The sequence below is a fragment of the Brevibacterium sp. OS20 genome (assembly GCF_056837565.1).
In genome coordinates, this window is the sequence record NZ_CM166367.1 from 731,364 (window position 1) to 756,370 (window position 25,007).

General features: G+C 63.6%; 19 protein-coding genes. 13 read left to right on the forward strand and 6 right to left on the reverse strand.

Features of this window, described 5'->3' with window-relative positions; genetic code table 11:
- Nucleotides 1-249: 249 nt before the first annotated feature.
- The 4 genes from ACVZTU_RS03105 to ACVZTU_RS03120 all read left to right on the forward strand — a co-directional run bounded on the left by ACVZTU_RS03105 (nt 250) and on the right by ACVZTU_RS03120 (nt 5,825).
- The gene (locus ACVZTU_RS03105) at nt 250-678 is read left to right on the forward strand and encodes a hypothetical protein (protein WP_482401384.1); all 429 of its coding nucleotides are present in this window, start codon (nt 250-252) and stop codon (nt 676-678) included.
- The gene (locus ACVZTU_RS03110) at nt 678-2,411 is read left to right on the forward strand and encodes a sensor histidine kinase (RefSeq protein WP_482401385.1); all 1,734 of its coding nucleotides are present in this window, start codon (nt 678-680) and stop codon (nt 2,409-2,411) included. Before ACVZTU_RS03105 ends, ACVZTU_RS03110 begins: the two co-directional genes overlap by 1 nt.
- Nucleotides 2,401-3,102 carry a response regulator gene (locus ACVZTU_RS03115; RefSeq protein WP_482401386.1) on the forward strand — a complete coding sequence of 234 codons (702 nt, stop codon included), beginning with the start codon at nt 2,401-2,403 and terminating at the stop codon, nt 3,100-3,102. Before ACVZTU_RS03110 ends, ACVZTU_RS03115 begins: the two co-directional genes overlap by 11 nt.
- Before the next feature lie 431 nt (nt 3,103-3,533).
- Nucleotides 3,534-5,825 carry a helix-turn-helix transcriptional regulator gene (locus ACVZTU_RS03120; protein ID WP_482401387.1) on the forward strand — a complete coding sequence of 764 codons (2,292 nt, stop codon included), beginning with the start codon at nt 3,534-3,536 and terminating at the stop codon, nt 5,823-5,825.
- Nucleotides 5,826-5,935: 110 nt separating this feature from the next.
- On the opposite strand, the gene ACVZTU_RS03125 is transcribed toward ACVZTU_RS03120, so the two are convergent.
- Nucleotides 5,936-7,711 (reverse strand): sigma-70 family RNA polymerase sigma factor, encoded by a 1,776-nt coding sequence (locus ACVZTU_RS03125; protein ID WP_482401388.1) that lies wholly within the window; start codon nt 7,709-7,711, stop codon nt 5,936-5,938.
- 488 nt (nt 7,712-8,199) lie between these two features.
- On the opposite strand from ACVZTU_RS03125, the gene ACVZTU_RS03130 reads away from it, so the two are divergent.
- Complete coding sequence (locus ACVZTU_RS03130) at nt 8,200-10,209, forward strand: SpaA isopeptide-forming pilin-related protein (RefSeq protein ID WP_482401389.1); 2,010 nt, start codon at nt 8,200-8,202, stop codon at nt 10,207-10,209.
- A gap of 61 nt (nt 10,210-10,270) precedes the next feature.
- Here ACVZTU_RS03130 and ACVZTU_RS03135 read toward each other — a convergent pair whose 3' ends face one another.
- On the reverse strand, nt 10,271-11,050 hold the full coding sequence (locus tag ACVZTU_RS03135; protein WP_482401390.1) for an AraC family transcriptional regulator: 780 nt from the start codon (nt 11,048-11,050) through the stop codon (nt 10,271-10,273).
- 7 nt (nt 11,051-11,057) lie between these two features.
- Here ACVZTU_RS03135 and ACVZTU_RS03140 point away from each other — a divergent pair, with 7 nt between their 5' ends.
- Nucleotides 11,058-11,633 (forward strand): DUF2000 family protein, encoded by a 576-nt coding sequence (locus ACVZTU_RS03140; protein ID WP_482401391.1) that lies wholly within the window; start codon nt 11,058-11,060, stop codon nt 11,631-11,633.
- Between the two features lie 34 nt (nt 11,634-11,667).
- Here ACVZTU_RS03140 and ACVZTU_RS03145 read toward each other — a convergent pair whose 3' ends face one another.
- Complete coding sequence (locus ACVZTU_RS03145) at nt 11,668-12,039, reverse strand: ArsR/SmtB family transcription factor (protein ID WP_420096319.1); 372 nt, start codon at nt 12,037-12,039, stop codon at nt 11,668-11,670.
- A gap of 99 nt (nt 12,040-12,138) precedes the next feature.
- Here ACVZTU_RS03145 and arsB point away from each other — a divergent pair, with 99 nt between their 5' ends.
- Genes arsB through ACVZTU_RS03160 form a run of 3 tightly spaced genes read left to right on the forward strand, consistent with a single transcriptional unit; the run spans nt 12,139 to nt 15,147 of the window.
- A complete protein-coding gene (arsB, locus tag ACVZTU_RS03150) occupies nt 12,139-13,236 on the forward strand; it encodes an ACR3 family arsenite efflux transporter (RefSeq protein ID WP_482401392.1) in 1,098 nt (365 codons plus the stop codon).
- Nucleotides 13,237-13,247: 11 nt separating this feature from the next.
- Nucleotides 13,248-13,715 carry an arsenate reductase ArsC gene (locus tag ACVZTU_RS03155; RefSeq protein WP_482401742.1) on the forward strand — a complete coding sequence of 156 codons (468 nt, stop codon included), beginning with the start codon at nt 13,248-13,250 and terminating at the stop codon, nt 13,713-13,715.
- Nucleotides 13,708-15,147, forward strand: a complete 1,440-nt coding sequence (locus ACVZTU_RS03160; RefSeq protein WP_482401393.1) for an FAD-dependent oxidoreductase — start codon at nt 13,708-13,710, stop codon at nt 15,145-15,147. Before ACVZTU_RS03155 ends, ACVZTU_RS03160 begins: the two co-directional genes overlap by 8 nt.
- 74 nt (nt 15,148-15,221) lie before the next feature.
- Here the strand turns inward: ACVZTU_RS03160 and ACVZTU_RS03165 are convergent, their stop codons facing one another.
- The gene (locus ACVZTU_RS03165) at nt 15,222-15,875 is read right to left on the reverse strand and encodes a histidine phosphatase family protein (protein WP_482401394.1); all 654 of its coding nucleotides are present in this window, start codon (nt 15,873-15,875) and stop codon (nt 15,222-15,224) included.
- A gap of 63 nt (nt 15,876-15,938) precedes the next feature.
- The gene (locus tag ACVZTU_RS03170; RefSeq protein ID WP_259358804.1) at nt 15,939-16,838 is read right to left on the reverse strand and encodes a LysR substrate-binding domain-containing protein; all 900 of its coding nucleotides are present in this window, start codon (nt 16,836-16,838) and stop codon (nt 15,939-15,941) included.
- Between the two features lie 158 nt (nt 16,839-16,996).
- Between ACVZTU_RS03170 and ACVZTU_RS03175 the strand changes: the two genes are divergently transcribed.
- The 3 genes from ACVZTU_RS03175 to ACVZTU_RS03185 all read left to right on the forward strand — a co-directional run bounded on the left by ACVZTU_RS03175 (nt 16,997) and on the right by ACVZTU_RS03185 (nt 20,246).
- Nucleotides 16,997-17,911: a CoA transferase subunit A gene (locus ACVZTU_RS03175; RefSeq protein WP_181271956.1), complete on the forward strand. Its 915-nt coding sequence runs from the start codon at nt 16,997-16,999 to the stop codon at nt 17,909-17,911.
- On the forward strand, nt 17,908-18,756 hold the full coding sequence (locus ACVZTU_RS03180) for a CoA-transferase subunit beta (protein ID WP_482401395.1): 849 nt from the start codon (nt 17,908-17,910) through the stop codon (nt 18,754-18,756). The genes ACVZTU_RS03175 and ACVZTU_RS03180 overlap by 4 nt, the downstream gene beginning before the upstream one ends.
- Nucleotides 18,757-18,866: 110 nt before the next feature.
- Nucleotides 18,867-20,246 (forward strand): MFS transporter, encoded by a 1,380-nt coding sequence (locus tag ACVZTU_RS03185; protein WP_482401396.1) that lies wholly within the window; start codon nt 18,867-18,869, stop codon nt 20,244-20,246.
- A gap of 212 nt (nt 20,247-20,458) precedes the next feature.
- On the opposite strand, the gene ACVZTU_RS03190 is transcribed toward ACVZTU_RS03185, so the two are convergent.
- The gene (locus tag ACVZTU_RS03190; protein ID WP_139469877.1) at nt 20,459-22,978 is read right to left on the reverse strand and encodes an HNH endonuclease signature motif containing protein; all 2,520 of its coding nucleotides are present in this window, start codon (nt 22,976-22,978) and stop codon (nt 20,459-20,461) included.
- Between the two features lie 651 nt (nt 22,979-23,629).
- Here ACVZTU_RS03190 and ACVZTU_RS03195 point away from each other — a divergent pair.
- Nucleotides 23,630-24,835 carry an NAD(P)-dependent malic enzyme gene (locus ACVZTU_RS03195; protein ID WP_482401397.1) on the forward strand — a complete coding sequence of 402 codons (1,206 nt, stop codon included), beginning with the start codon at nt 23,630-23,632 and terminating at the stop codon, nt 24,833-24,835.
- The last annotated feature ends 172 nt before the right edge of the window (nt 24,836-25,007 follow it).

Genomic DNA, 25,007 nt, shown 5'->3' on the forward strand with positions numbered 1-25,007 from the left:
CGTATTCGCGGGTCCGCCTTCTTGCTGTGGCGACATTGCCATGATTCCTCCAAATGATTTCCGCGAACTCACCCGTCGGTGGGTGCGAACGCGCGCGACGACTGGCCGCGGTGGTGATGTACCCGACAACTGTGCCAGTCGATGTGACGGGTGTCTCGGTTGCGTTCATAGTGTTCACAGACACAGTTGGCGGCTAATGTGGAGGCGTAAGGACACACCAATGGACACACCTGAAGAAGGAGCACATTCGTGAAGATCAGCACCGCACTTCTGCGCGCAGTCCCCGGCGCTTTCATCCTCAACTCGGGCATCGGCAAGCTCGGCCTCGACGAAGAATCCGCCGCCGGGCTCCAGCAGATGGCCGCCAACGGTGTGCCCATGGTCGAGAACATGACCCCCGCCCAGTTCGGGAAGTTCCTCTCCTACGGTGAGATCGCCGTCGGCTCCGCCCTGCTGCTGCCGTTCGTGCCCACCCGCATCGCCGGTGCCGCGCTGACGACCTTCGCCGCCGGCCTCGTCGCGAACTACTTCTCCATCGATTCGATGACCAAGGACGACGGCATCCGTCCGTCCGAGGACGGCACCGCCGTGGCCAAGGACACCTGGCTGGCCGCAATCGGCCTGGCCCTCCTCATCTCCGGCGGCAGCAAGAAGAAAAAGAAGAGCGCTAAGAAGTAATGAGGTCACTCCCGGCCCCACCACGGCGGGGCCGGGAGCTGTTCCGGGCTCGCCGAGGCGGAACCCTGGCCAGGCGCCTCTTCCTCGTCCAGCTCGTCCTCATCGTCCTCGTCTGCACCGCCCTGTCGGTGACGAGCTACGTGACGACGCTGAACAATATCCGGCACGCCACCGGCGAGCGAGTCTTGTCCATCGCCGAGACGCTGGCCCACGATCCCTTCGTCACCGAGGCTGTGACCGGGGACGATCCCTCCGCCCGGCTGCAGCCCTATGCGCTGACCGTCATCGATTTCGCCGAGGTTGATTTCGTGACGATCATGGACCGCGACGGTACCCGCTACACCCACCCCGATCCCGATCAGCTGGGCAAGACCTACCTCGGCAGCACCGCGAAAGCCCGCGCCGGGCAGACCCAGACCGAGGAATACGTGGGCACGCTCGGCCCGTCGGTGCGCGCGATCGTGCCGATCAGGGACGCCGACGGCGAGGTCACCGCGATGGTCGCCGTGGGTGTGACACTCGAGACCCTGTCGGTGGCGCAGGCGGCCTCCCTGCCGCAGATCATCCTCGTCGGCCTCGCCGCGCTCGCCCTCGGCGGACTCGGCTCCTGGCTGCTCGCCCGCTACCTGCGCCGAGTCACCCTCGGCTATGGTCCGGAGGAATTGCGCCGTCTGTTCGCGTTCTACGATTCGGCCCTGCATTCCCTGCGCGAGGGCCTCATCCTCGCCGACGATTCCGGTCGGCTCGTCCTCTACAACGACGAGGCCGCGTCCCTGCTCGGCCTGCCCAAGGTGGAGGAATCGACGCCGATCTCCCTCGCCGAGGTGGCCCTGCCAGAATCTGTCCGCGACCTTCTGACGACCGGTCGGGTCGCCGTCGACGAAATCCACTTCACCGAGGACCGTGTCCTCGTCATCAGTCAGAAACAGGCCCGGCAGCCGCGCGGCGGGCGCGATGAAGGCGGAACGGTCGCGACCCTGCGCGATCGCACGGACATCCAGGAGCTCACCGGTGAGCTGGCAACGATGACGACTCTGTCCGAGGCCCTGCGTGCGCAGACTCATGAACATGCCAACCGTTTGCACACGGTCTCCACTCTTATCGAACTCGGCCGGGTGCAGGAGGCGCTGGACTTCGCGGTCAAGGACGAGCAGGAATCGCAGCGGCTGACAGATTCCTTCGTCGCCTCACTCGACGAGCCATTCATCACCGCGCTCATGATCGGCAAGGCCGCGCAGGCCAATGAGCGCGGCATCGAACTGACCGTCACCGCCACCGGCGAACTCCCTCCCGAACGACTCGATGCTCGCGACCTCGTCACCGTTGCCGGCAATCTTCTCGACAATGCTTTCGACGCGGTCGCGGACTCGGATGAGAAGCACGTGTGGGCGGACTTCGTCGCCGCTGACGGGGAGCTCATCATCACCATCGCCGATTCCGGTGCCGGAGTTGCGGGGGAGGACATTGATGCGCTCTTCCACCTCGGTGCCTCGGCGAAACCCGAGGTCGGGGGAGTGGGACGGCACGGATTCGGGCTCGTCTTGGTTCGGCAGGCGGTGAGCCGCCTCGGCGGACATATCGATGTCGATTCCGATGGCGGTGCGATCTTCACGGTGACGCTTCCATTGGGGGACATCGACGCGGCCGGCGACTACGATTCTCCGGAGAACCACACCACTGATGGTGAGGATTCGAGTCAGGATCTGGCGGAAGGAGACTCACGTGAGCGATGATGCCGCGCTGCTGGTGCTCATCGTCGAAGACGATCCGATGACGGCGCAGGCGCATGCGGACTTCGTGGCCCGGGTGCCCGGCTTCGAGGTCGTCGGAACGTGTCTGGGCGGGCATGAGGCGATCGAACGCTTCGACGAACTCGCCGCGGCCGGGACGCCAGTCGATATCGTCCTCCTCGACATGAACCTCACAGATTCGCACGGCCTCGAGGTCGCCGGGCGCCTGAACGCGCGCGGTCAGGACGTCGATATCATCGCGATCACGGCGGTGCGGCATCTGCAGGTCATCCGGTCGGCGATCTCGTCGGGCATTACCCAGTACCTCATCAAGCCCTTCACCTTCGCGTCGTTCCGGGAGAAGTTGGAGAACCAGCGGGAGTTCCGGCGCGGACTCAGCGGATCGGGTTCGTTGGCGACTCAGGCCTCGGTGGACAATGCGCTCTCAGCCCTGCGGTCGGTATCGTCGACGACCCTGCCGAAGGGGCTCATCGCCGAGACCTTGGAGGCTGTGTCTGCTTTTGTCCGCGATTCCAAGGTTCCGGTCTCGGCCACCGAGGTGGGGCGTCGGCTTGATCTGTCCAGGGTCACCGTCCGCCGGTACTTGGAGCACCTCGTCTCGACGAAGCAAGCGATCAAGCAGCCTCGGCATGGGACTCCGGGGCGGCCGGAGTACGAGTATCGGTGGGTGTGAGCTGGCTTCTGGTTTCAAGCGAACCCGACATGCGAAGGCGAGCGAAGGGATCTCTTCCTTCGCCCGCCTGCTTTTGCGCGAGATCAGTGGCTTCGTCTGTCTGAGCAGTCGTTGAAGTGCTCGATCATGCAGTCGGCCCCGGACGGGGTCAGATCAGGGAAAAGGGACCTGACCGGGGAACACGCGGTTCAGCGCTTGGAGTTGTCTTCGGTGGAATCTCCAGCGTCGTCGCCGTTGGGGCTCGAATCTATGATCAGCTGATGTGCAAATGCTGAGATTTGCCGCTGGTGAGCCGAGAACTGATCTCGGTTCACCAGCGCCACCAGTACGATGCGGTACTCTGACAACTGCCCAACGCCGCATTTCCCCTCCTTGTGGCATTTCCCCACTGTCCGTCGGCATCCGCCGCACTAGCAGAGAAGAACCGCGCCGTGACCAGTACCTGCCCTGTAGACCCCAAAAGCAATGACGAGGCGACTCCCCGAAAGGACTCCGGATTCGAGTTCCGGTTCGGTCCTCGCGCATCCTCCATCGACTCCTTTGCCGAGTCGGTCGGCCACAGTGATGAGCTGTCCCCAGCCGCTCTCGAACAGCTCTTCAGCTGCAGCGGCGGTCGCTCCCGTATCGCCGACACGCTCGTGCGAGCACGTGTCAACGCCGGCATACCGCTTACCGACGATGACCCCGACCGCATCGATGCGATGCTCTCATCTTCGTTGACGCCGGAAATCGAGGGCACCAATCGCGAATCCGGGGCACTCTACCTGTTGACCCTGTTCGCGTGGCCCCCGCGAATCACCTCGGCGATGGTCGATCTCATCCACGCCGCTTTCGCCGCCGCCGAGGTGGCCCCATCGGCAGGGGCCTCGCCTGAAGGACTCACTTCGCTCCTCATCGACGAAGGACTCCTGACAGTCCCGACCGACACCGAAAAGGTGTTCACGGTCCCGCCCTTGATCCGCATGCTCATGCGTCGAATCGTCACGTGCGGCTCCGACACCGCCGACAGGAGTCCGCGCGAAGCGCTCGGAGCGGCGGTCTCTGATTCTATCGGCCGACAGCGTTCGGACAGACGCGAAGGTCTGACCGAGGTCGTCGAACTCGTTATGGAGCTCCGTGATTGGCATGTGCTCGAACGGGCATGGGCGCGCCGTTCGGTCAATGTCTTCATCGATGTGCCCAGCGCCATCGAGGCCTACCTCAGCGTCCCCGAGGAGGTGTTGGCGCAGAACCCGACCCTCACCCTGGCTCGCAGTGCTGCCCGTCGCATCGACTCGACCCGCACTCGTCTGGGCACCGACGACATGGCGGCACTGGTTGCGGCCACGGATTTCGCCAGCATCGTGTTGCCCGAGATGCACGGACTCCTGTCCGCCGAGACCGAACGTCGACTCACCGCCGACGAGGTGACTGTGGTGACCATGCTAGAAGCGCGGACGCACCGGCTCAATCGGGAGAACGAAGCCGCGTTGAACGTCATCGATGTGGGACGGGAACGTCTGCGCCACCTCGGCGCGGGAGAGCCCGGGCCCTCGCTGATGCTGCAGGCCGAACTCAACCTCGAGCACGGGCGGAATCTGGTGGTGGCCGGTCGCTTCCCCGAAGCGATGCGCGTGCTCCAGAGGGTCGTCCAGTTCGCCGAGATCTACGCCCCGAACTCGCCGCATCCGCTGCTTGCGGGGCTCGTGGAGACCGCCCAGGCTGGAATGGGACATGGGCACGGATCAGATATGGACCGCAACCTGGAACGGGCACGTGAGGACGCTCGCAGATTCGGAATGGCCGCGTTGCCGGACGAATATACGGCCCTGTGCATCGAATTGATGCGCAGCCTGGACCGGCTCGATCTCGATGCGGCCGGGCAGATCCTCATCGCACTCGACCAGGCGAAGCCCACTCAATTCCTGGGGCCCATTCCGCACGTGCTGAGAAGTCTGTGCTTTGTGTATGAAGGGCGAGCCTCGGCCGCGGCGAAGCTGCTCGTGGAGAGTCCGCAGGTTCAACTTCTGCCGACGACAGGTGTCCCGAGCTCACGGTTCTCGGCCATCGTCAACATCGTCGGCTTCGTGCTGGCCGCCGCGGGGGAGGGGAAGGCCCTGCAGGACCTGGCCGGCCGGATGAGTCCGCAGAGTCCGGGCTACTCGGTCGTCAAGGCTCGTCAGGCCTTCGTCTTCGGGAAGCACGATCCCCTGTGGACCGCCACAGGACAGGTGCTGGCGGGCGATGAGGGGCCCAGGCTCAAGAGCTCCGCCATGGCTCTGCGTGCCGACATTCTCCACCATGAGGGCCGTTCCGCCGAGGCGCTGGAGGCCTTCGTCGACATGCTCGACTACTGTGCGATCACGGCTTCGGTGCTTGCTGTCACTCAGCTGTCGAAGTCTGCTCGAGAGGTGCTCATTCCCGCTTCGGCCGATTTTTCCGAGTGGGTGGCCGTGGCGCGGTCGTTCAATTCTGCGGAGATCACGTCGGCCGTGTTGCAGAAGCGTCTGCTCGAGCTGCCGGAGACTTCTCCGGTGTCCCCGGACTTCCAGACCGATCTCACGCCGACCGAGCAGTCGCTGCTGTTCGCGATCGACTCATCGAAGTCGATCGCGCAGATCGCCCGTGAGTTCGGAGTGGTGCCGGGTACGCTGAAGAACCGACTGTCTGCGCTTTACCGCAAACTCGGCGTGCGCAGTCGCGCCGAGGCTGTGGCCTACGCCCACCGCGCTCAGCAGAGGTGACTGCGTGAGAATCGTCTGCGGCGAGGCGGCCGCCTGCGGGCCAGTTGTCAGAGGCACCGGAACGATCGATCCACCGCGAGCAGTCTGAGCTCTCCGTCTTCGGCGGTGGATCAGTGGCAGAACTCCCACCAGCCGACGACGTGACAGTGGGATCCTTCGTCAGGGTCTTCTCCGTCGGCGTCTGAGGCGTCAGAAGCATCTGCTGCAGTCGAATCGTCTGCGTCTGCGACTGCTTCTGAGGTCGAGTCGACTCCCGCATCCGGTTCGCTGGGCGCGGTCGAGGAGCCCGCGTCGCCGTTCGCAGCCGCTTCGTCAGTGCCTTCCGACGATTCCGATGAGGAGTCGGAACTCGGTTCTGCTGGGGCCGAAGGAGTGCTGCTCGGTTCGGGGCTGGGCTCGCTCGAGTCCTTCGGCTCCTCGTCCGGTGTGGGTTCGGCAGTCTCTGGGGTCGTTTCGGACGAGCGCTCATCCGGTTCCGCAGGCAGAACCTCGGCGGGTTCTTTCCTCGGATGCTGCCGGTCGGACGAGGAGGGGGTCTGGGTCTTTTCCTGCGGGGCGGGCTCTTGAGTGTTCTCCCTAGAGGCCCGCGACCGCTCCTCCTCGCGTGAAGCGGAGCGCTCAGCGGCGTTCTGCTCGCGTTCGTCCGAACTCTCACCTCTCTCATCGCTTCCGGCCGGCCCAGCAGCGTGCGGTGGTGAGACTGAAGAAGGCGTCGTCTTCGGTGGGCCAGCAGGCGCCGAGGAGGTCTCTGCCGCAGCAGCAGACTGTGGGGCAGGGTTACTCTGAAGATTCACAAGTGTGGCGGCACCGGCCGCGATGGCGGCGCTGGCAGCGATGCCTGCGATCGCAACCTTGACCGCCGACGCTCCGGCCGCGATTCCGGCAGTGCCTCCTCCGGAGCTGCCCGCAGCCGCAGTGCCCGTGCTGCTCTTCGAAGCTGCGGCTGCCGCACTTGACTGCGGCTCGGCGGCGACCGTACCTGACTGCCCACCGGGCCCGACGTTCACCGGTCCTGCTTCTGTCAGCAGCACAGCTGTTTCCAAGAAATGGCCCCATTCGATGAGCGCGGCAGCGAGAGCCGCCGGCGTGATCCATGCCTGGAACGTTGTATTGACGCTGCGGAGCTTAAAGGACTGACGGCGGCAGTGACTGCAGTGACTGAGGTGAGCCTCGATCGCTTCGGCGCGTTTCGGGCTCAGCTGCTGACGCACGAACCGCGCAAGCGCCGAGGAGTACTCCACACATTCGGGGGCGCTGGGTTCGACGTGTTCCTGCAGATAGGCGGCCCGCAGCCCCTCTCGTGCACGACGCAGGAGCGAACTGAAGGAATTCGACGACAGTTCCATCGTCGCGGCCGCATCGGTGGTCGATGTCCCATCGATGTCGATGAGGATGAGTGCGCTCTGCCAGGCGTCGGGGAGAGATTTGAAGGCACGGCCCAGCTGATCTCGCTCAGCCACCTCGGCGGCGTGATCGCCCGGTTCGCTGTCTGCAAGGAACGTCAGCACATCGGGTTCGACGATCGTCGTCGCACGGACCATCGCAGTGCGCCGGTACGATTCGGAGCGCACAGCGGCCATGAGGTACGCCTTGAAGGACTCATCCGGCCCTTTCCCGTGCCCCCACGCGCGCCAGATCTTGGCGAAAGCCTCGGCGACGGCATCTTCTGCTTGCGCACGATTTCGGTTGAGGCTCAGTGCGAAATGCAATGCGGGCAGCCGATGTCGGGCATAGAGCTCACCGTAGGCGGCCCGTGCAGCTGCTGATTCGGGCCGTTGGTCACGGATGCGGGCACAGAGGTCGGAGTCGCTGAGTTCGCTGCTCGGGTGCGGCAGTCCGAAAGGGGAGCGGGAACTATCGGCCGACGATGACCACGCTTCGGTCATCGGCTAATCGCCTCGGTGTAGAGGCACGGAAGTTGGCGCTGAATCTGCATGGGGACCTCAACTGTGATTCGGGGAACAGTTCGGGGTATTTCAGGGGAGTGCTGAAACTCTACAGGAGAAGTTCTCGGCTTCCCAAACATTCGAAACCCGGTGCTGTGAGCTCGAAATGTCAGCCGAAGGAGAAGAGATGCCTTTTCGATGTAGTCCTGTTTGCCGTGTCGCGGAGAAAAACTTCTGGAACTCGCGAACGAAAGCCTCCGCGCGCAGGTCTCAGTCTATGGAGAGGTCAAGACCCACGATCGCTCCGAGCCTGAGCCGGCAGTTGGACAACAGCCGATTCGGGTCCCCTCCGAGTCCCGGACTCGCCCGAGGCGGCCCTGCAGAACCACGTGGTTGCAGGGCCGCCTCACACCCCCATAGTCAGTGCATCCGCTTACCTGGCATTCGTCGAATGCGCAGGTGACGGCTTTTTCTGAAGGAGCCAACCCTTGTCTCTGAAGCGACATCCTCTGACGAAGCACGGAGCCGCGATCCTCGCATCGTCCGTTCTTGCTTCGTTCGCATTCCTCGGTGCATCCGTCGCGCCGGCACAGGCCGCGGCAGAGCCCCTGCCGAACCCCTCATTGGCCGACAAATGCGGCCTCGATATCGGGGTCGTCCTCGACCTGTCGAATTCCCTGTCAGATCGAGACGTCGACGATTCGAAGTCGGCCGCCAAATCTGTCGCCAGCGGCCTCTCGGGGACTCCCAGCAGAGTGTCTGTCAACTCGTTTGCGACGTTCGGGCCCGACGGCACCAACGAGCCCATCAACAGCACGTCTGTCGCAACCTCGGACTCAGTTGACGAACTCAATAAGCAGATCGACGCGCTTCGGCGGGTTCCGCAGGACTCGGGAGGCACGAACTGGGACCGCGGGCTCGGGCAGCTGGGCGGCACGAACCACGACTTGGTGCTGTTCGTCACCGATGGCAAGCCCACGGCATACGGGGTGCCGGGGTCCGAACAGGGCAATACCGACCGCGGTACGCGAACCGATCAGGTCGACATCGACAAAGCCATCGAATCGGCGAATGCGCTGAAATCGCAGGGTACCAAGGTCGTCGGTTTGGGAGTGGGCAGCGAGATCAACGAGGGCAACATAAAGCTGGTCTCGGGCCAGACCTCAGGAGACGACTACTATGTGGTCTCGGACTACTCCGAATTGGCCGAACAGCTCCGTGAGATCGCCACGAAGAGCTGCCGAGGAACTCTCAACGTCACCAAACTCATCGACCCTGGGGCCGGCAAACACGCGAAGAACACCGCGAAATACCCAGGCGAGGGCTGGACGATCTCGTCCCCGGACTCGGTGGACGGAGTCGAGAAGACCACCGATGCGGCCGGGACGGTGAGCTTCAAACTGACGACCCCGGCCGAAGGGGTGCGGGCCTCGGAGACGCAGCAGGAAGGCTACCGACTGCAGCAGCAGTCCGGTTCAAACGCGCTCTGCAACGCAGATGGACGTGACGTCGGTACCAGAAACATCGCCGACGGATTCGAATTGACCGAGACCGTCGACACGGATGCGATCATCACCTGTCGGCTCGTCAACGAACAGATCCCCGGAGGACTGAGCTGGAAGAAGGTCGACGAGGACGGCGAAGCGCTCGACGGTGCGGAATTCACACTGAGGGGTCCGGATGGTGAGGACTTCGTCGTGGCCGACAACGGAGAGCTCGACACCGATGAGGCGGTCGGGCAGTTCGAAGTGACCGACTTGGCCTGGGGCGACTACACCATCACGGAAACCCGCGCTCCCGACGGATATGTGCTCACAGACGAGACGCAGACCGTGACGATCACCGGTGAGAAGCGGGACGTGGCGTTCTCCGACATCGTCAACAAGAAGGATGTCGGAGTCGGTGCCGATCCGGATGGCGACACCTCTGCAGATCCGGGGTCAGACGCGGACGCTTCCACCGATCCTGATGCGGACGCTGACCTGGACGCGTCGCCTGATGCGGATTCATCGACTGACCCGGACACATCGTCTGACCCGGACACATCGTCTGACCCGGACACATCGTCTGACCCGGACACATCGTCCGACGTGAATGCCGAATCCAAGGCATCGAAGGAGTCTGACGCTGAGGCTTCGAACGATCCCGATGGTGCTGCCGATGCGTCGACCGACCCTGACGGCAAGGACGAGGAGTCGAAGGATGCTGAGGTCGACGCCACTGCCGATTCGGACGCTGACGACTCGGCGGCGACGAACTCGATCGCGGGCAGTGCTGCGTCGAGCACGTCCGAAGGCGGAAACACCTCAGCCAATGGATCCGCCAGCGACAGCGGAGGGAGCACCAGTGTAGGGAACGACAGCGGCAGCGACGGCTCTCATCTGCCGAGGACAGGCGCCGCTGGAGCGGTGACGTTCGGCATCCTTGGTGTGCTCCTCATCGGGGGCGGAATCGCCGCTATTCTCGTGTCGAGGCTACGGAAGACCGACCTGCTGTGATGCAGTCTCGTATCTGATCCGAGCGTAGAGGGCGGAGCCGAATTGATATCGGCTCCGCCCTCTACCGTCTGGAGAAAATGCCGGGGGTCGCGCCCAGAGTCGACCGGAAGTGGCGGGTGAGATGAGCTTGATCGTGAAATCCTGACTCCACGGCCGCCTCGGCGGGGGAGTGCCCGGCCAGGAGCAGCCTGCGGGCGCGGTCGACCCGGCGGCCGATGACGTACCGGTGGGGCGCGATCCCGAAGTTCCGGGTGAAGACCCGCACCAGATGGCTGCGGTGGGCGCCGAGCTCGGCGGCCGCCTCGGCGATGGTGAACGACTCAAGCAGTCGATCATCGAGCATCTCCCGCAGACGACGGGCGAGCGGCGCATCGGACGCGGCCTCGGACGACGGCGTGAGGCCGGACTTCGCGATCTCGCGCAGGGTCAGCACGCCGCATTCGGCGGCGAAGGCATCGGCGGGATCGGCCAGGGCGGAGTGGACATCGGTGACGGTGCTCAGCGCATCGGGGCCGAGCAGGGTGGGCGAATCGGTCGCAGCGTCCACAGCGGTCGGCGGCAGCCAGTCGGCATCGAGGTAGAGCACCCGTTTGCGAAAGCCCTGGTCAGCCAGCGCGGAACGGCCATCGTGGGGCACCTGCGGCGGTAGCAGCGTCACGGCTGCAGGGGTTGCGAGATGATCGTGACGGTCGAGATCATAGGTCACTGCGCCGTCGTCGATGAGCAGCACCGTCCATGAATCGTGGGTGTGCGCGGGGTAGGCGTGATGGTCGAAACGGGCGTGCAGGACTTCCTGCACCTGCGGGACCGCCGGGTGCCACGCGCGGATGACATCGACCATGCAACAAATGTACAAGACCGGGGGTGCCGCAGTCGGCCAGGCTGGATTCATGCACGAGAACACGAACACCACAGATCAGGCCGACGGTCAGTCCACCCCCGCCGAGGCGGCCGGCAGCAGTTCCATCACCGAGGCGGCCGCGCCGTCACTGTCCGCCGATCCGAGCGAACCGGTGCGGTTCGATACCAAGGTCGTCGTCGTTCTCAGCGACGATCTGCAGCCGTGGCAGGAACTCAACGTCACCGCCTTCCTCATGTCCGGAATCGCCACGAGCGATGAGGGCCTGGTCGGGGAGAACTACCGGGACGCCGACGGCAACGACTACCTGCCGATGCTGCGCCAGCCGGTGATGGTGATGACGGCGGATGGAGATAAGCTGCGGTCGATCCGGACGAAGGCGATGGGGCGAGGAATCCCGACAGCGATCTATACCGAGGAGCTGTTCTCCACCGGCCATGATGCGGCCAACCGGGCCGCCGTGGCCGGTGTTTCGGCCGAGGAACTCAACCTCGTCGGGGTGGCCCTGCGTGGGCCGAAGAATGGTGTTGATCGGGTGGTGAAAGGCGCGCGGATGCACGCGTGAGGTGGGGCTAGCTCCCTGCTTTGCCGTTGTGCTCTCACTTCGTAGAGAGAAACGCTGATAAGCGGTTCAGTGTGTCCGTCTCGAGCGAGTAGTACGACCAGACTCCGCGCTTCTCACGGTGAAGGACTCCGGCATCGACGAGGATCTTCAGGTGGTGGGAGACGGTCGGCTGGCCGAGACCGACGGGTTCGGTGAGATCGCAGACGCACGCTTCCTGCCGCTCGTGCGCGGCGACGAGGGAGACCAGGCGCAACCGAGTCGGATCGGCTACTGCCTTGAAGATGCGCGCGAAATCCTGAGCGTCATCGAGGCTCAACGGCGAGACGGTCAGCGACGGGCAGCAGTCGTCCGCTTGTGTCGGAGGGGGCGCGGGTTGTGTGGTCACTCTTCCATTATGCCCATACATTGACACTTGTCGATGTATTGTGGTCCTATCGTATCGATAAACTTCAATGCGTCAGCATGTGACCGCGGCGCCGAGTCGATCAGGACCTCGAGGGAGACAATGCATTCCACTGCGCCAGTCGGCACCGATTCGCCTGTGGCGGCGAAGATGTCGACATTGGATCGATTTCTGCCGCTTTGGATCATCGGCGCCATGGCCCTGGGCCTGGTGTTGGGCAGACTCGTGCCCGGCGTCGCCGAGACTCTGGACGCGGTCAAGGTCGCCGACGTGTCCCTGCCGATCGCCATCGGCCTGCTGGTGATGATGTTTCCTGTGCTCGCCAAGGTTCGGTACAACGAGACCGGACACGTGTTGAGTGACAAGAAGCTCATGATCACCTCTTTGGCCATCAACTGGTTGGCCGCACCGGCGTTCATGTTCGTGCTCGCATGGCTCTTCCTTCCTGATCTGTCCGAATACCGGACCGGACTGATCATCGTCGGTCTGGCCAGGTGCATCGCCATGGTCCTCATCTGGAACGATCTGGCCTGCGGAGACCGTGAGGCTGCCGTCGTGCTCGTGGCCATCAACTCGGTTTTCCAGGTTCTCGCATTCGGGCTCCTCGGTTGGTTCTACCTCCAGTGGCTTCCGAGCCTGCTGGGTCTGCCGACGACGACCAGCGAATTCTCCTTCTGGGCGATCACCCTCAGCGTCCTCGTCTTCCTCGGAATCCCGCTTCTTGCCGGCTTCCTCACACGCACGGTGGGAGAGAAGACGAAGGGACGTCAGTGGTACGAAGATCGATTCCTCCCCAAAGTCGGGCCGTGGGCACTGTACGGACTGCTCTTCACCATCGTCGTGCTCTTCGCCTTCCAGGGTGACGAAATTACCTCTCACCCGGGCAACGTCGCCCGCATCGCCTTGCCGTTGCTCGTCTACTTTGTCGTCGTCTTCGCTGCCGGGATGGTCATCGGCAAGGCACTGAACCTGGGTTATGAGAAGACGACGACCCTGGCATTCACCGCTGCCGGCAACAACTTCGAACTCGCCATCGCAGTGGCGATCGGAACCTATGGTGTCGCCTCGGGGCAGGCGCTCGCCGGAGTCGTCGGACCGCTCATCGAGGTGCCCATCCTCGTCGCCCTCGTCTACGTCGCGCTCTGGGTGCGACCCCGATTCTTCCCATCGGCCGCTGATCAAGGAGTGAACCGAGTATGAGTCCTGCACAGATGAGCAAGCCGAGGGTCCTCTTCGTCTGCGTGCACAACGCCGGCAGGTCCCAGATGGCGGCTGGATTCCTCCGCGAACTGGCCGGAGAGCGCATCGAGGTGCGGTCGGCCGGCAGCGCACCGGCCGAGACGATCAACCCAGTCGCAGTCGATGCGATGAGGGAACTCGACATCGACATCACTCGAAACAGTCCCACGCTCCTCGACGCCGACACCGTGCTCGCGTCCGATGTCGTGATCACGATGGGCTGCGGCGATACCTGCCCGATCTTCCCCGGCAAACGTTACGAAGACTGGGTTCTGGATGATCCCGCAGGTCAGAGCCTGGAATCTGTGCGCCGAATCCGGGATGAGATCAGGACCAGAGTCGAAGCCCTCGTCGTCGATCTCGCCCCCGATGCAGGGACGAGATCCACACTGTCGACGACCACGTCGAACCCCATCGCCGAGGAGGCGCCCAATGACTGATTATGCGCTCGAACAGCTCCCGGTCGCCGTGATCGGTTCCGGTCCCGTCGGCCTCGCGGCCGCGGCCCAGCTCGTCCGACGCGGTGTTCGACCGCTCGTTCTCGAAGCGGGAACCACTGTCGCGGCGGCAGTGGCCGAGTGGGGTCATACCGGTTTGTTCTCTCCGTGGAAGTACAACATCGACGAGGCGGCGCGCAGTCTGCTGGCGCCCACCGACTGGCAGGAGCCCGACGGGGACCGCCTGCCCACCGGTGCCGAGCTCATCCGTGACTACCTCAAGCCGCTTGCTGAGACAGCTGAACTCCGAGATTCCGTCCTCATCGATACCCGGGTTGTGGCAGTGAGCAGAGTCGGAATGGATCGGACGGGCACCGCGCAGCGCGAATCGACTCCTTTCCTTATCCGCACTCGGAGCTCAGATGGAACATCGGCGGATTTGCAGGTCAGGGCAGTTATTGACGCTTCGGGGACATGGGAGAGCCCGAACCCGCTCGGGCAGTCCGGTCTCGCAGCGACCGGCGAGGCCGAAGCCCGTCGCAGCGGGTTCGTCACATCGCCTCTGCCCGATGTGGTCGGCCGAGATCGAGAGCAGTTCGTCGGGCAGCGGACTCTTGTCGTTGGTGGAGGGCACTCGGCGGCCAACACGCTCCTGGCGCTGGCCGAACTGCGTGAGGAAGCCCCGGGCACGCGAATCGGCTGGGTGCTCAGGCGATCAGATCCCGCATCTGTCTACGGCGGAGAGGACCAGGACGGTCTGCCAGCACGCGGGGCCTTGGGAACGCGACTTCGCCACCTCGTCGAGACCGGAGTCATCGAAGTGCATGCCTCGACGACGCTCACCGGATTCTCCACCGACGGTCGTGGCACCTTAGCTGCGGAGAGTGGCGGCGAGTCGGTGACGCTCCATGCCGACAGGGTCGTCCCTGCCGCCGGCTTCCGGCCGGACCTGGGGTTCTTGCGTGAGATCCGACTCGACCTCGATCCGATTGTCGAAGCTCCGCGGCAGTTGGGCCCGCTCATCGATCCCGAACATCATAGTTGCGGAACTGTCGCTCCGCATGGTGCCCGGGTGCTCGGGCATCCGGAGCCGAATTTCTACATCGTGGGTATGAAGTCCTATGGGCGCGCCCCGACGTTCCTCATGTACACCGGCTATGAGCAAATCCGCTCCGTCGTCGCAGCGATCGCCGGGGACCAGGAGGCAGCCGACCGAGTCGAGCTCGTCTTGCCGGAGACCGGCGTGTGTTCGACCGACGCCGGATCTTCGTGTGATGCGCCGACCGGCAAGTCGGGTTTTGTCGACTTGCCCGACACCGCTGCCGCATCGGACGCATCAGACGCAGCCGGATGCTGCGGACCTGCAGAACCGGTTGTGATCGGGATACCCACAGGGACAGAACACGGGCGATCGGGAGAGAGCGGGAATGGCTGACTCGCGGGTCCGACCTTCGCCGCCTCGACCTTTGCCCCTCAGCGGGCTGATTCGCAGGTTCGGCTTACGTTGCCTCAGCGGTAGGTGGCGTTCTTCGGATCCTGGTGACCGTGGTCGTTGAACGAGATGAGGCTGGTGCCGCCTCGGCCGGTGATGATCTTCGTGATGCCGGTGTTGATGGTCACCCGGTTGAATGCCATCCACTGGTCGAAACCGCCGCCGATCAGGCGGGCGGCGGTCCACGCGATGGCGCCGGCGCTCGAGACCACGATCGTTGACTGGCCTGAGCCCATCGCGCTGGTCGTCTCATCGAGGGCACGTTCGACCCGTGACGTGAACTGCTTGTAGGTCTCCGTATAGTCCTCGTCGTGTTCGCCCGAGGCCCAGCGAGCCGCACCGCGTTCGAGCTCACCCTGGAAGATCTTGGAATCGTGCTGGGCGCGAGGGTCGAGATCCGTGAGCACTCCGGTGAGCTCCCAAGCGGCATATTCGTTCCAGCCGGCGTCGACGTGGGCGTCCATGCTCCGGCTCATGCCTTCGAGGAGGCCCTCGGCGGTCTGACGCTGCCGCAGCATCTCTCCGTGGACGAGCCGGTCTGGCTCGATGCCCTGGGAAGCGAGGAAGCGACCGGTGATGCGGCTCTGCTCTTTGCCGAGATCAGACAGCCTGTCATAGTCATCGGTGCCGAACGACGCCTGCCCGTGCCGAACCAGATAGAGCACACTCATGAATCACACATCCTCGTCGTGAAGCCCACACTGCTTTTCGAGTGATCGTTTACTGATGTGAGTCTACGGGACATCGGTGGGGAACAGCTGCTCGGCCAGTCGAAGCACCTCAGCGAGGGCAGGACTGACGTCATCTCTGCGCCATGCCATGAGCAGCGGGAACGGCCCCTTCGGGTCTTCGAGGGGGACGAAGGCGATATTGGGGAAGGAGGCGTTCTTCGGCACCGACGCCACAGTGACTGAACAGCCGATCTCCGCACCGACGAGCGAGAGTATCGTCCACGTGTCCGGAGCCACCTGGATGACGGTGGGGTTGAAACCTGCGGCCTGCGACAGCTCGTAGAGCCGTTCGATCGTCGTCGACCCCGGATTCGGCGGCACCGTGATGAACTCCTCTCCCGCGAGCTCGCTCATCGACACCGACTCGCGGCCTGCTAAGGCATGCTCTCTGTGCATGGCGACGACAAGCGACTCCTGGGCGACGACGCGAGTATCGACCGACTGTGGCACGAATGGCCAATAGCCGAAGACGAGGTCCACTGAGCCGTCGGCGACGCTGTCGATGGCCGGCATCCCGAAGGAGGCGCTCTGCAGACTGAGGTGGATTCCCGGATGAGTCCCGCGGACCAGTTTGAGCAGCCGTCCGATGAGTTTGTGGGTCGCGATGCCGGTGAATCCCAGGCGCAGATGTCCGACCTCGCCTTTCCCTGCTGCCTGCACTGCGGAGTCGGCGAGGCGATGACTCATGAGGATGTCGCGCGCAGGTTCGACGAGCGCCTGTCCTGCCGGAGTCAGGCGCACAGACCGAGTGCTGCGTTCGAACAGCTGTGCCGACATGTCGGACTCCAGGCCCCGGATGAGTCGGCTGAGGGGCGGTTGGGTCATATGCAGTCGTTCGGCGGCTCTGCCGAAGTGAAGTTCCTCGGCGAGGACGAGGAATGCGCGGATGTGCTTTGTGTCCATATCGGTGTCTCAATCGTGAAGGCGGCCGCCCAGTGAGGATCAGGCGATATTCGTGCAGTGACTGCATTAATCGTCTCCATTATAAGTATTGGACGGGTATCAATGATTTTGAAAGGATGACCCAGGTCACAGTCATCCGAGGTTCGAGGAGGAACGCGATGGACAAGACGATGAGTCTTCCCCAGGCGATCAGCACCTATCTGCGCAACGGGGATACAGTCGCCCTGGAGGGCTTCGGCCACATCGTGCCGGTCGCTGCCGCGCACGAGATCATCCGGCAGGGCTTCACTGATCTAGTCCTTGCGCGCATGTCCTGCGACGTCATTGTCGACCAGCTGCTCGGAGCGAACTGCCTGAAAGGTCTCATCTCCTCGTTCATCGCCAACAGTTCGGCCGGTTCCCTTCACGAGCTTCGGCGGCGCATTGAGAAGTCGGACCCGGAACCGCTGTGGTTCGACGAATACAGTCACGGCGGAATGGTCGCCCGCTATCAGGCCGGTGCCTCGAAGCTTCCGTTTCAGCCCATCGCCTCCTACCGGGGCAGCGACCTAGCGGCGAAGAATCCGCGGATCAAGTCCGTTCCCGACCCCTACGGTGGACCGGACATCCACGTCGTCCCCGCACTCAATCCCGACCTCACGATCATCCACGCCCAACGTGCGGACATGCATGGAAACGTGCAGGCATGGGGGATGCTCGGGATTCAAACCGAGGCCGCATTCGCCAGTCACCGACTCATCGTCACAGTTGAGGAGATCGTCGACGAGGCTGTCGTCCGCTCCGACCCGAACCGCACAATCGTTCCCGCGCACGTCGTCGATGCCGTCGTCGCCGTGCCACGCGGCTCACATCCACATTCGGTCCAGGGCTATTACGACCGCGACGACGAATTCTCGAGACAGTGGTCCGCGCTCGCCCGCGACGCGGCGGCGGTCCAGGACTGGCTCGAGACCAATATCCGCGGCACGAGCGACCACGATGAGTTCCTTGCCACCCTCGGATCGGAACATTTTGAGCGGATGGCCATCCACGACGCATATTCGACGCCTGTGAACTATGGAGGGCGAGCATGACATTGAGTGCTCACGACACCACTGAGACCCGGTCCCGCGACGAGCTCAGCGAGACCACAAGCAGCGAGGTCGCTGGCGACGTGGTCACCAGCAGCGAACTTCTCACCGTCCATTCGGCGCGGGCGCTGGCCGGACGCAACGTGGTCTTCGCCGGGCACGGCCTGCCCACTCTTGCCGTCTCTCTGGCTCAGCACACTGTCGCACCGGACATCGAGATCGTCTACGAGTCGGGAGTAACCGGAGCCAGGCCGCCGGTGATGCCGCGCAGCATCTCGGATTCGATTTTGGTTCCGGGGGCCGCCTCGGTGATGCCGATGACGCACCTGTTCAACTATGTTCTGCAAGGCCAGCGAATCGATGTCGGCTTCCTCGGTGCCGCGCAGGTCGACAAGTTCGGGAACCTGAACTCCACCCTCATTGGCGAGGACTGGGAGCACCCAGACAGCCGACTTCCGGGCTCAGGAGGAGCCATCGAAGCCATGGCGGGCGCAGCAGAGATCTTTCTCGTCATGCGCAGGCACACCCCGCGCACCTTCGTCGAATCCTTGGACTTCGTCACCTCCCCAGGGTCGAAGAAGGCCGCCGAGGCGGAGGTCGGATCCATGCCGGCTGGTTCCGGCGTGACCCACGTGATCACCGACCTGGGCATCATGACGCGCTTCGCTCGGGATGAGGAGCTCACTCTGACAGCCGTTCACCCCGGTGTCGACCCCGCCGAGGCGGTGCGGCAGACCGGATGGAACCTCCAGGTATCGACCGACCTCAAGACGACGCAGCCGCCGACTCCGGATGAGCTGGCACTGCTGCGAGAGACGCTCGATCCCACCCGGATCTACCTGCGCTGAACCGGAGCCCTCACCCGCTGACCGATGTCCGCGGGCAGCTGTAGGCGACAGTCGCCCACTGTGGCTCCCTGCTGAGCAAGCGAGAATTCGAATCGAAGAAAGTTGAAATCATGTCAATGAAGACAAACGCACAGGCTGCCTCCCCTCCTGATCCGAATGTGACTCGGCCCGAACTGCGCCGTGCCGCGTGGTCGTCGTGGCTCGGCAGTTCGCTCGAGTACATGGACTTCACCTTGTATACGCTCGCCTCGGCCCTGGTCTTCGGACCGCTCTTCTTCCCCAATGAGACTCCTGCGGTCGCGCTGATCTCCAGTCTCGGCGTCTACGGGTCCGGTTTCGTAGTCCGGCCGATCGGCGGATACGTCTTCGGACGAGTCGGTGACAAGCACGGACGTCGGATCGTCCTCATCGTCACTCTGTCGATGATGGGCATTGCCACCATGGGCATCGGTCTTCTGCCGACTTATGCTCAGATAGGCATCTGGGCACCTATGCTACTCGTCGTACTCCGGCTCGTGCAGGGGTTCGGAGCCGGAGCCGAATTGGCCGGAGCTTCGGTGCTCTTGGTCGAATCGTCGCCTGTGCGTCGCCGTGGGCTCTTCGGGGCGATCGTGGCGATGGGGACCAACAGCGGAATCTTCCTGGCCACAGTTCTGTGGACGCTGCTCACCCTGCTGCCGGACGAGGCTTTCCTCAGTTGGGGCTGGCGGGTGCCCTTCCTGCTCAGCATCGTCACCACTTTCGTGGCTCTGGCAATTCGTACGAAGGTCAGGGAGTCCCCGGTGTTCGAAGAGGCGAAGGAGCGCCGCGCCGAGGTGGCCGCGGACAAGAGCGATCAGCCGAGCATCCTCGTCGAAGCGCGTCGGTCGACGAAGTCGTTCCTGCTCGCCTTGGGCATCCGAATGGGAGAGAACTCCGCAGTCTACCTCGTCAAAGGCTTCATGGTCGGGTGGGTGGTCACCACGACGGGAATCGACTCCTCCATCGTCACCACCGGCATCATGATCGGCACCGTCATCGGCTTCGCGACTGTGCCGTACTTCGGCAAGCTCAGTGACAAGCTGGGTCGCCGACCCGTGTTCTTGGGGTTCACTCTATTCCAGATCCTCTTCGCGATTCCGGCCATGATCCTCATCGACACGGGCAACCCGATCATCATCGCGGCCGTCTTTGCGGTCTTCGTCGGCGGGCCTCTGCCGAATCTCTACGGTGTCGAGTCGAGCTGGTTGGTCGAACTGTTCGGATCGAAGCATCGGTATACGTTCATGACCACTATCAAAGAGGTCGGATCGGTCGTCTCCGGCGGTCTGGCGCCGGTGATCGCGGCCTCGCTCGTCGCCGTGATCACCGACTCATGGTGGCCCGTTGCGATCGTTCTCATTCTGTTCGCCGGCTGCGGCCTGCTCGGTGCGCTCTTCGCGCCCGAGACCCGTGGTCGCGACCTCACGACTGAAGTCGACGCAGTGGACGAATGGCAACCGCAGCAATAGGCAAGGGCCGGGACCCCGCGATGGGCGAGGGCCGGGACCCTGCGATACGCGACGGCCGGCCCGGTGAGGTGGACTACGACCAGCCCGCTGGGGTCGGCGACGGCCCTACTGCCGGATTGCGGTCAGTTGTTGTGGCGCGGAGGCGCTCTGCCACCAGTGCTGTCGCTGCAGCTCTGCGTTGAGAGCGATGCCACAGGCTCCGGGGGGCGTCATCAGAACGGTGGGGGATCGACCTCGAGGTCGTGGTCCCAGTTCACTGTCTTGGAGACGAAGCGGTGGTCCCAGGGATCGTCGGCTCCAGTGCCCTTGGGGTCTGCAGCGTCCTCAGACTGCGAGTTGCTTTCGAAACCGGTGAGGTTCGGGCCAGCGGCGGTACGGGCGCTGCGCTTGTCGGGCTCATTCGGGTCGAAGTCGATATCGTCGATGTCGAGCTTGGCAAGACGCGCCCATCTGACGACTCGGGCGTACTTCGCGTTCCCCGTCAGCTGCTTCACCGTGAGAGTGTTGGAGCCGGCGGGCAGACTGCGCTGATGGACAGAGTTCGCCCAATTGAGGCAACGCTCCAGCCGCCGCCGCCTGATCTCAGCCTGCTGCTCCCGATACGCCTCCGAAAGACGTCGCTGGTGTGCTTCGCGTTCCTCCCGCTGGCGCTTCTCTTCGTCGCGCTGACGAATCGTTGATTCGCCAGGCATGAGCTCGAGCACCCTCGGTGCTGAGGGAACCATCGACCAGGGCAGTTTCCACCGCTTGAGACCCAGTCGTCCCAGGGAATCGAATTCGAGCGCTTGGGCAACATTGATCGGCTGGCCGGGAGCTGACACAGTGGTCGAGATCCCGTGTTTGAACTCGTAATCGAGCTCACCGGATTTTGGCATAGTGACCCGAAGGCGGCCGGCGGTCTTCAATGCATGATGCTTCTTGCACAGAGGATGAAGGTTGCCGAACCGAGTGAGACCGCCCTTGAGCGGATCCAGATGGAAGAACGGAACGACATGGTCGATCTCCGACTTCTCAGCCCGACGAACACAGCCGGGAACGGTGCACACGGTCCACTGCTCGACCAAGGTCTTCCGAAGATCTCTGGGGACCTGGTAAGTGGTCGCTTTGGCGTCGATGGGAGTGCCGGTGGCGGGATCGGTGAGGATCCGCTGGATGCTCTTCGACCGGCCGGCGATGTTGCGAGCCACCTCAGCGGGTACCGGTGAGCCGTCGGCGAAAGTGCCGGGCAGGTCAGAATCTCCGGTGAGCGAGAGGAATGGAACGGTCACCACGGTGGCGGCCTGGTGTGACAGCCACCACGCGCTTGTGGGCATACGCAGCTTGACGACATATTCAATGGGACCGTCAGGGTCTTCACCTTCGACGCTGCAGTCGTGCCGGAAAGCCGAACCGTCGGGTCGGCTGGCGACAGAGAATCCATCGGACGACTCTGTGGTGCTGTCGGCCGAGCACTCGGCGGACGATTCTGCGGCATCGTCGTCCGAGTCCGAAGCGACGTGCTTCGCGAAGTCGGCGATGGCGTCGTCGCAATCCATATCCGGAATGAGTTCGCCGTCGGTGTCGAGCAGTGACTTCTCTTCGGCGGTTTGGATACCCGTGATCGGGTCGACCGAAATGACCTTGACCTTGAGCTCCGGGACTGGCCGGGTGAACAGATCGTACTCGAGCTGAGAGATGGAGCGGTCATCGCTGATCTCAACGCCCACAGGCAGATTGAACGCCGACTTGTTCTTTCCATGCACGGCCAGCGCCATGCCCTGGATTCGGTTGTAGCAGGCAAAGATCTCCGCTGAGGGTCCGCTGACGGTCAGGCAAGCCGAGCCGTCCTTATATCCTTCGACATCGACGCGGCGACGCTTGGTGGCGAGTTCGGTGTTGTCGATCGGCGGGACGAGCAGGGCGATCATCTTCGCCAGATCTCGGCGCAGGGTCTCACAGGTGATATCGGCGCGCCTCGCGGCCAGGAAGATGTCGAGCTTCGGAAGAAAGTCGAACGCGACATCAGCGCACTGGCGGGCGACCACATCGACATGTGCCTGGGTGAACTCTCCGGCGCGGACACGGTCGGCGAAGCGCGGCAGACCATAGAAGATCGTCATCGCGCCGGCGAGCTGACGGTAGGTACGGGCAGTGTTGGTCCCCAGCACCGTCGAGATCTCGACGAGGACCTCAGCGTCGACATAGTCATAGACCCATTTCGAGAAGCAGATGCCCTCATCGAGCTCGGGGAATTCGGGCAGCGCCTTCGCCTCGGGCTCAGTCGCCTTGCGCAACTGTTCGCGGGCGAAGTCGGCGTCATAGAGCACAACTGTCGCGGAAGGGGAGCCGCCGGTGCCGGTCGTGTCGTCAGTGGGTGACGACGCGACCTTAGGCGACGACGCGACGCTGGGCGAAGACGCGCCCTTGGGTGAGGCCTTCGACTTCTCCGCAGCGCCGAAGTCGGTGTTCTCTTCGGACTCTTTGGCGCGGCGATCAAAGGATGCGGAGATCGTCTCGCAGCGAAACGGTTCGGAGCCCTCGGGCATGGGCAGTTCGAGAGCGATGAAGACCTGTTCCAACACAACTGAGGAGACGGACTCGAGGAGGGAGAAATGGGCACGGTCGGAAGCGACAGCGTTCTCGGCGAAACGAGACATGCTTGATTCGAAGCGGATGGCGAATCGGGGCGACGGCTGTGTCACACCCGGCTCGTCTGCCTGGTCGGGGGTCGAACGGTTGGTGGTGCCCTTCATTGCTCTTTCACCTGCCTCGGACTTCGTTGTCGGGGAAGTGGTGCTGACTTGAAAAGCTGTTAATCAGATCTTAGCCGGTCAATCTGACATTCACAATAGTAAAAAGAAAAAAGATTCGAATAAGTTTCGATGGCATATTGATAGTGGATTGATTCTCTACTCATCATTGCACTCGGTGCTGACATGAGGACGTTCGGCCTTGTTCGGCCAGGTCAGGGGCTGTTCTGCGTCGGTCCAAAGGTCTGGAGAACATGCCACCGGAACGGCGGGACAACCTCGGTGGGGGCCGGATTTTTGGGTGAAACGGGTCACAGCATCGGTTATGATGATCGAGTTGTCGGATGCGACCCATGAGGTCGGTACTCGCCTCATGCGAGCCGTATCCGCACTGCGCGCAACCGCGTCGCCCTTCACCTAGGGTCATGTCGCGGGCCGCGTCGACGTCACCGCACCATCCTTCACTGGTGACCAGTTCTTCGCCCAGACCATCGCCTGCGCTCACGGTCGACCGTGTCCGCGCCGGCCGACGTCCAGACGATCACTGCCGGCTGCACCGATGATCCGATCATCGAACGGAGTGCTCGCCCAACCGAGTGCTCACGAGCTTCGTAAGCTCACGAACCGCCGCCGCATCAACCACGAGGATCAACCATGACGACCACCGCTCACAGCTCCGCCGCCTCCGACCAGGGCTCGAAGGGCCCGATCACCGACGCCGAGATCTTCGAGGCGCACGAAGGCGGCAAGCTCTCCGCCGAGCTCACCTCACCGCTCGAGACCCAGCGCGACCTCTCGATCGCGTACACCCCGGGCGTGGCCAAGGTCTGCACCGCGATCAAGGACGAACCGCAGCTGGCGCGCACGCACACGTGGACCGGCCGGCTCGTCGCGGTCATCTCTGACGGGTCGGCTGTGCTCGGCCTCGGTGACATCGGTCCGGCCGCCTCGCTGCCGGTGATGGAGGGCAAGTGCGCCCTGTTCAAGTCCTTCTCCGGGCTGAATGCGATTCCGATCGTACTCGACACCAATGACACGGACGAGATCGTCGAAACCATCGTCCGCATGGCCCCGACCTTCGGTGCGATCAACCTCGAGGACATCTCGGCTCCGCGCTGCTTCGAGATCGAAGACCGGGTCAAGGAAGCCCTCGACATTCCCGTCATGCACGATGACCAGCACGGCACCGCCGTGGTCGTCCTCGCCGCGCTGACGAATGCTCTGCGCGTGGTGAAGAAGTCCTTCGAGTCCGTCCGCGTCGTCGTCTCCGGCGCCGGTGCTGCCGGAGTGGCCGTGGTGAAGATCCTCGCCGACGCCGGCGTGAAGGACATCGTGGTCCTCGATTCCAAGGGAGTCGTCGAATCCGGCCGCTCCGACCTCACCGAGACCAAGCAGTTCCTCGCTGAGTCGACGAACCCGCGCGGAATCTCCGGTGGGATCGGCGAAGCCCTCGACGGTGCCGATGCCTTCATCGGCGTCTCCGGCGGCACCATCGACGAGGCGCATCTGGAGAACATGGCCGACGATGCGATCATCTTCGCCCTGTCGAACCCCAACCCCGAGGTGGCCCCCGACGTCGCAGCCAAGTACGCCACCGTGGTGGCCACCGGGCGCAGCGACTTCCCGAACCAGATCAACAACGTCCTCGCGTTCCCCGGAATCTTCCGCGGCGCGCTCGACGCCGATGCCAACGAGATCACCGACGATATGAAGCTCGTCGCCGCTCGTGCGATCGCCGATCTCGTCGGCGATGATCTCGAGCCCGGTTACATCGTGCCCGGTGCGCTCGATTCGCGTGTCGCTCCGGCCGTCGCCGAGGCGGTCGAGAAGTCCGCGCTCGAGGCCATGGCCAAGCGCTGACGCCTCGTCGGTGAGCCATCGCCGACTCGGAATTGTCGCCGAGGCGGCCGAATACGGCTGAGGGGCGGGTGAAGAGTGATCTTCGCCCGCCCCTCAACTGTGTGTCGGTTGCTGATTGCGTTCCGCTCCAGGCCGTGTGCCACAGGTGGTCGGGCGCCGGCGGCCGTCGGTT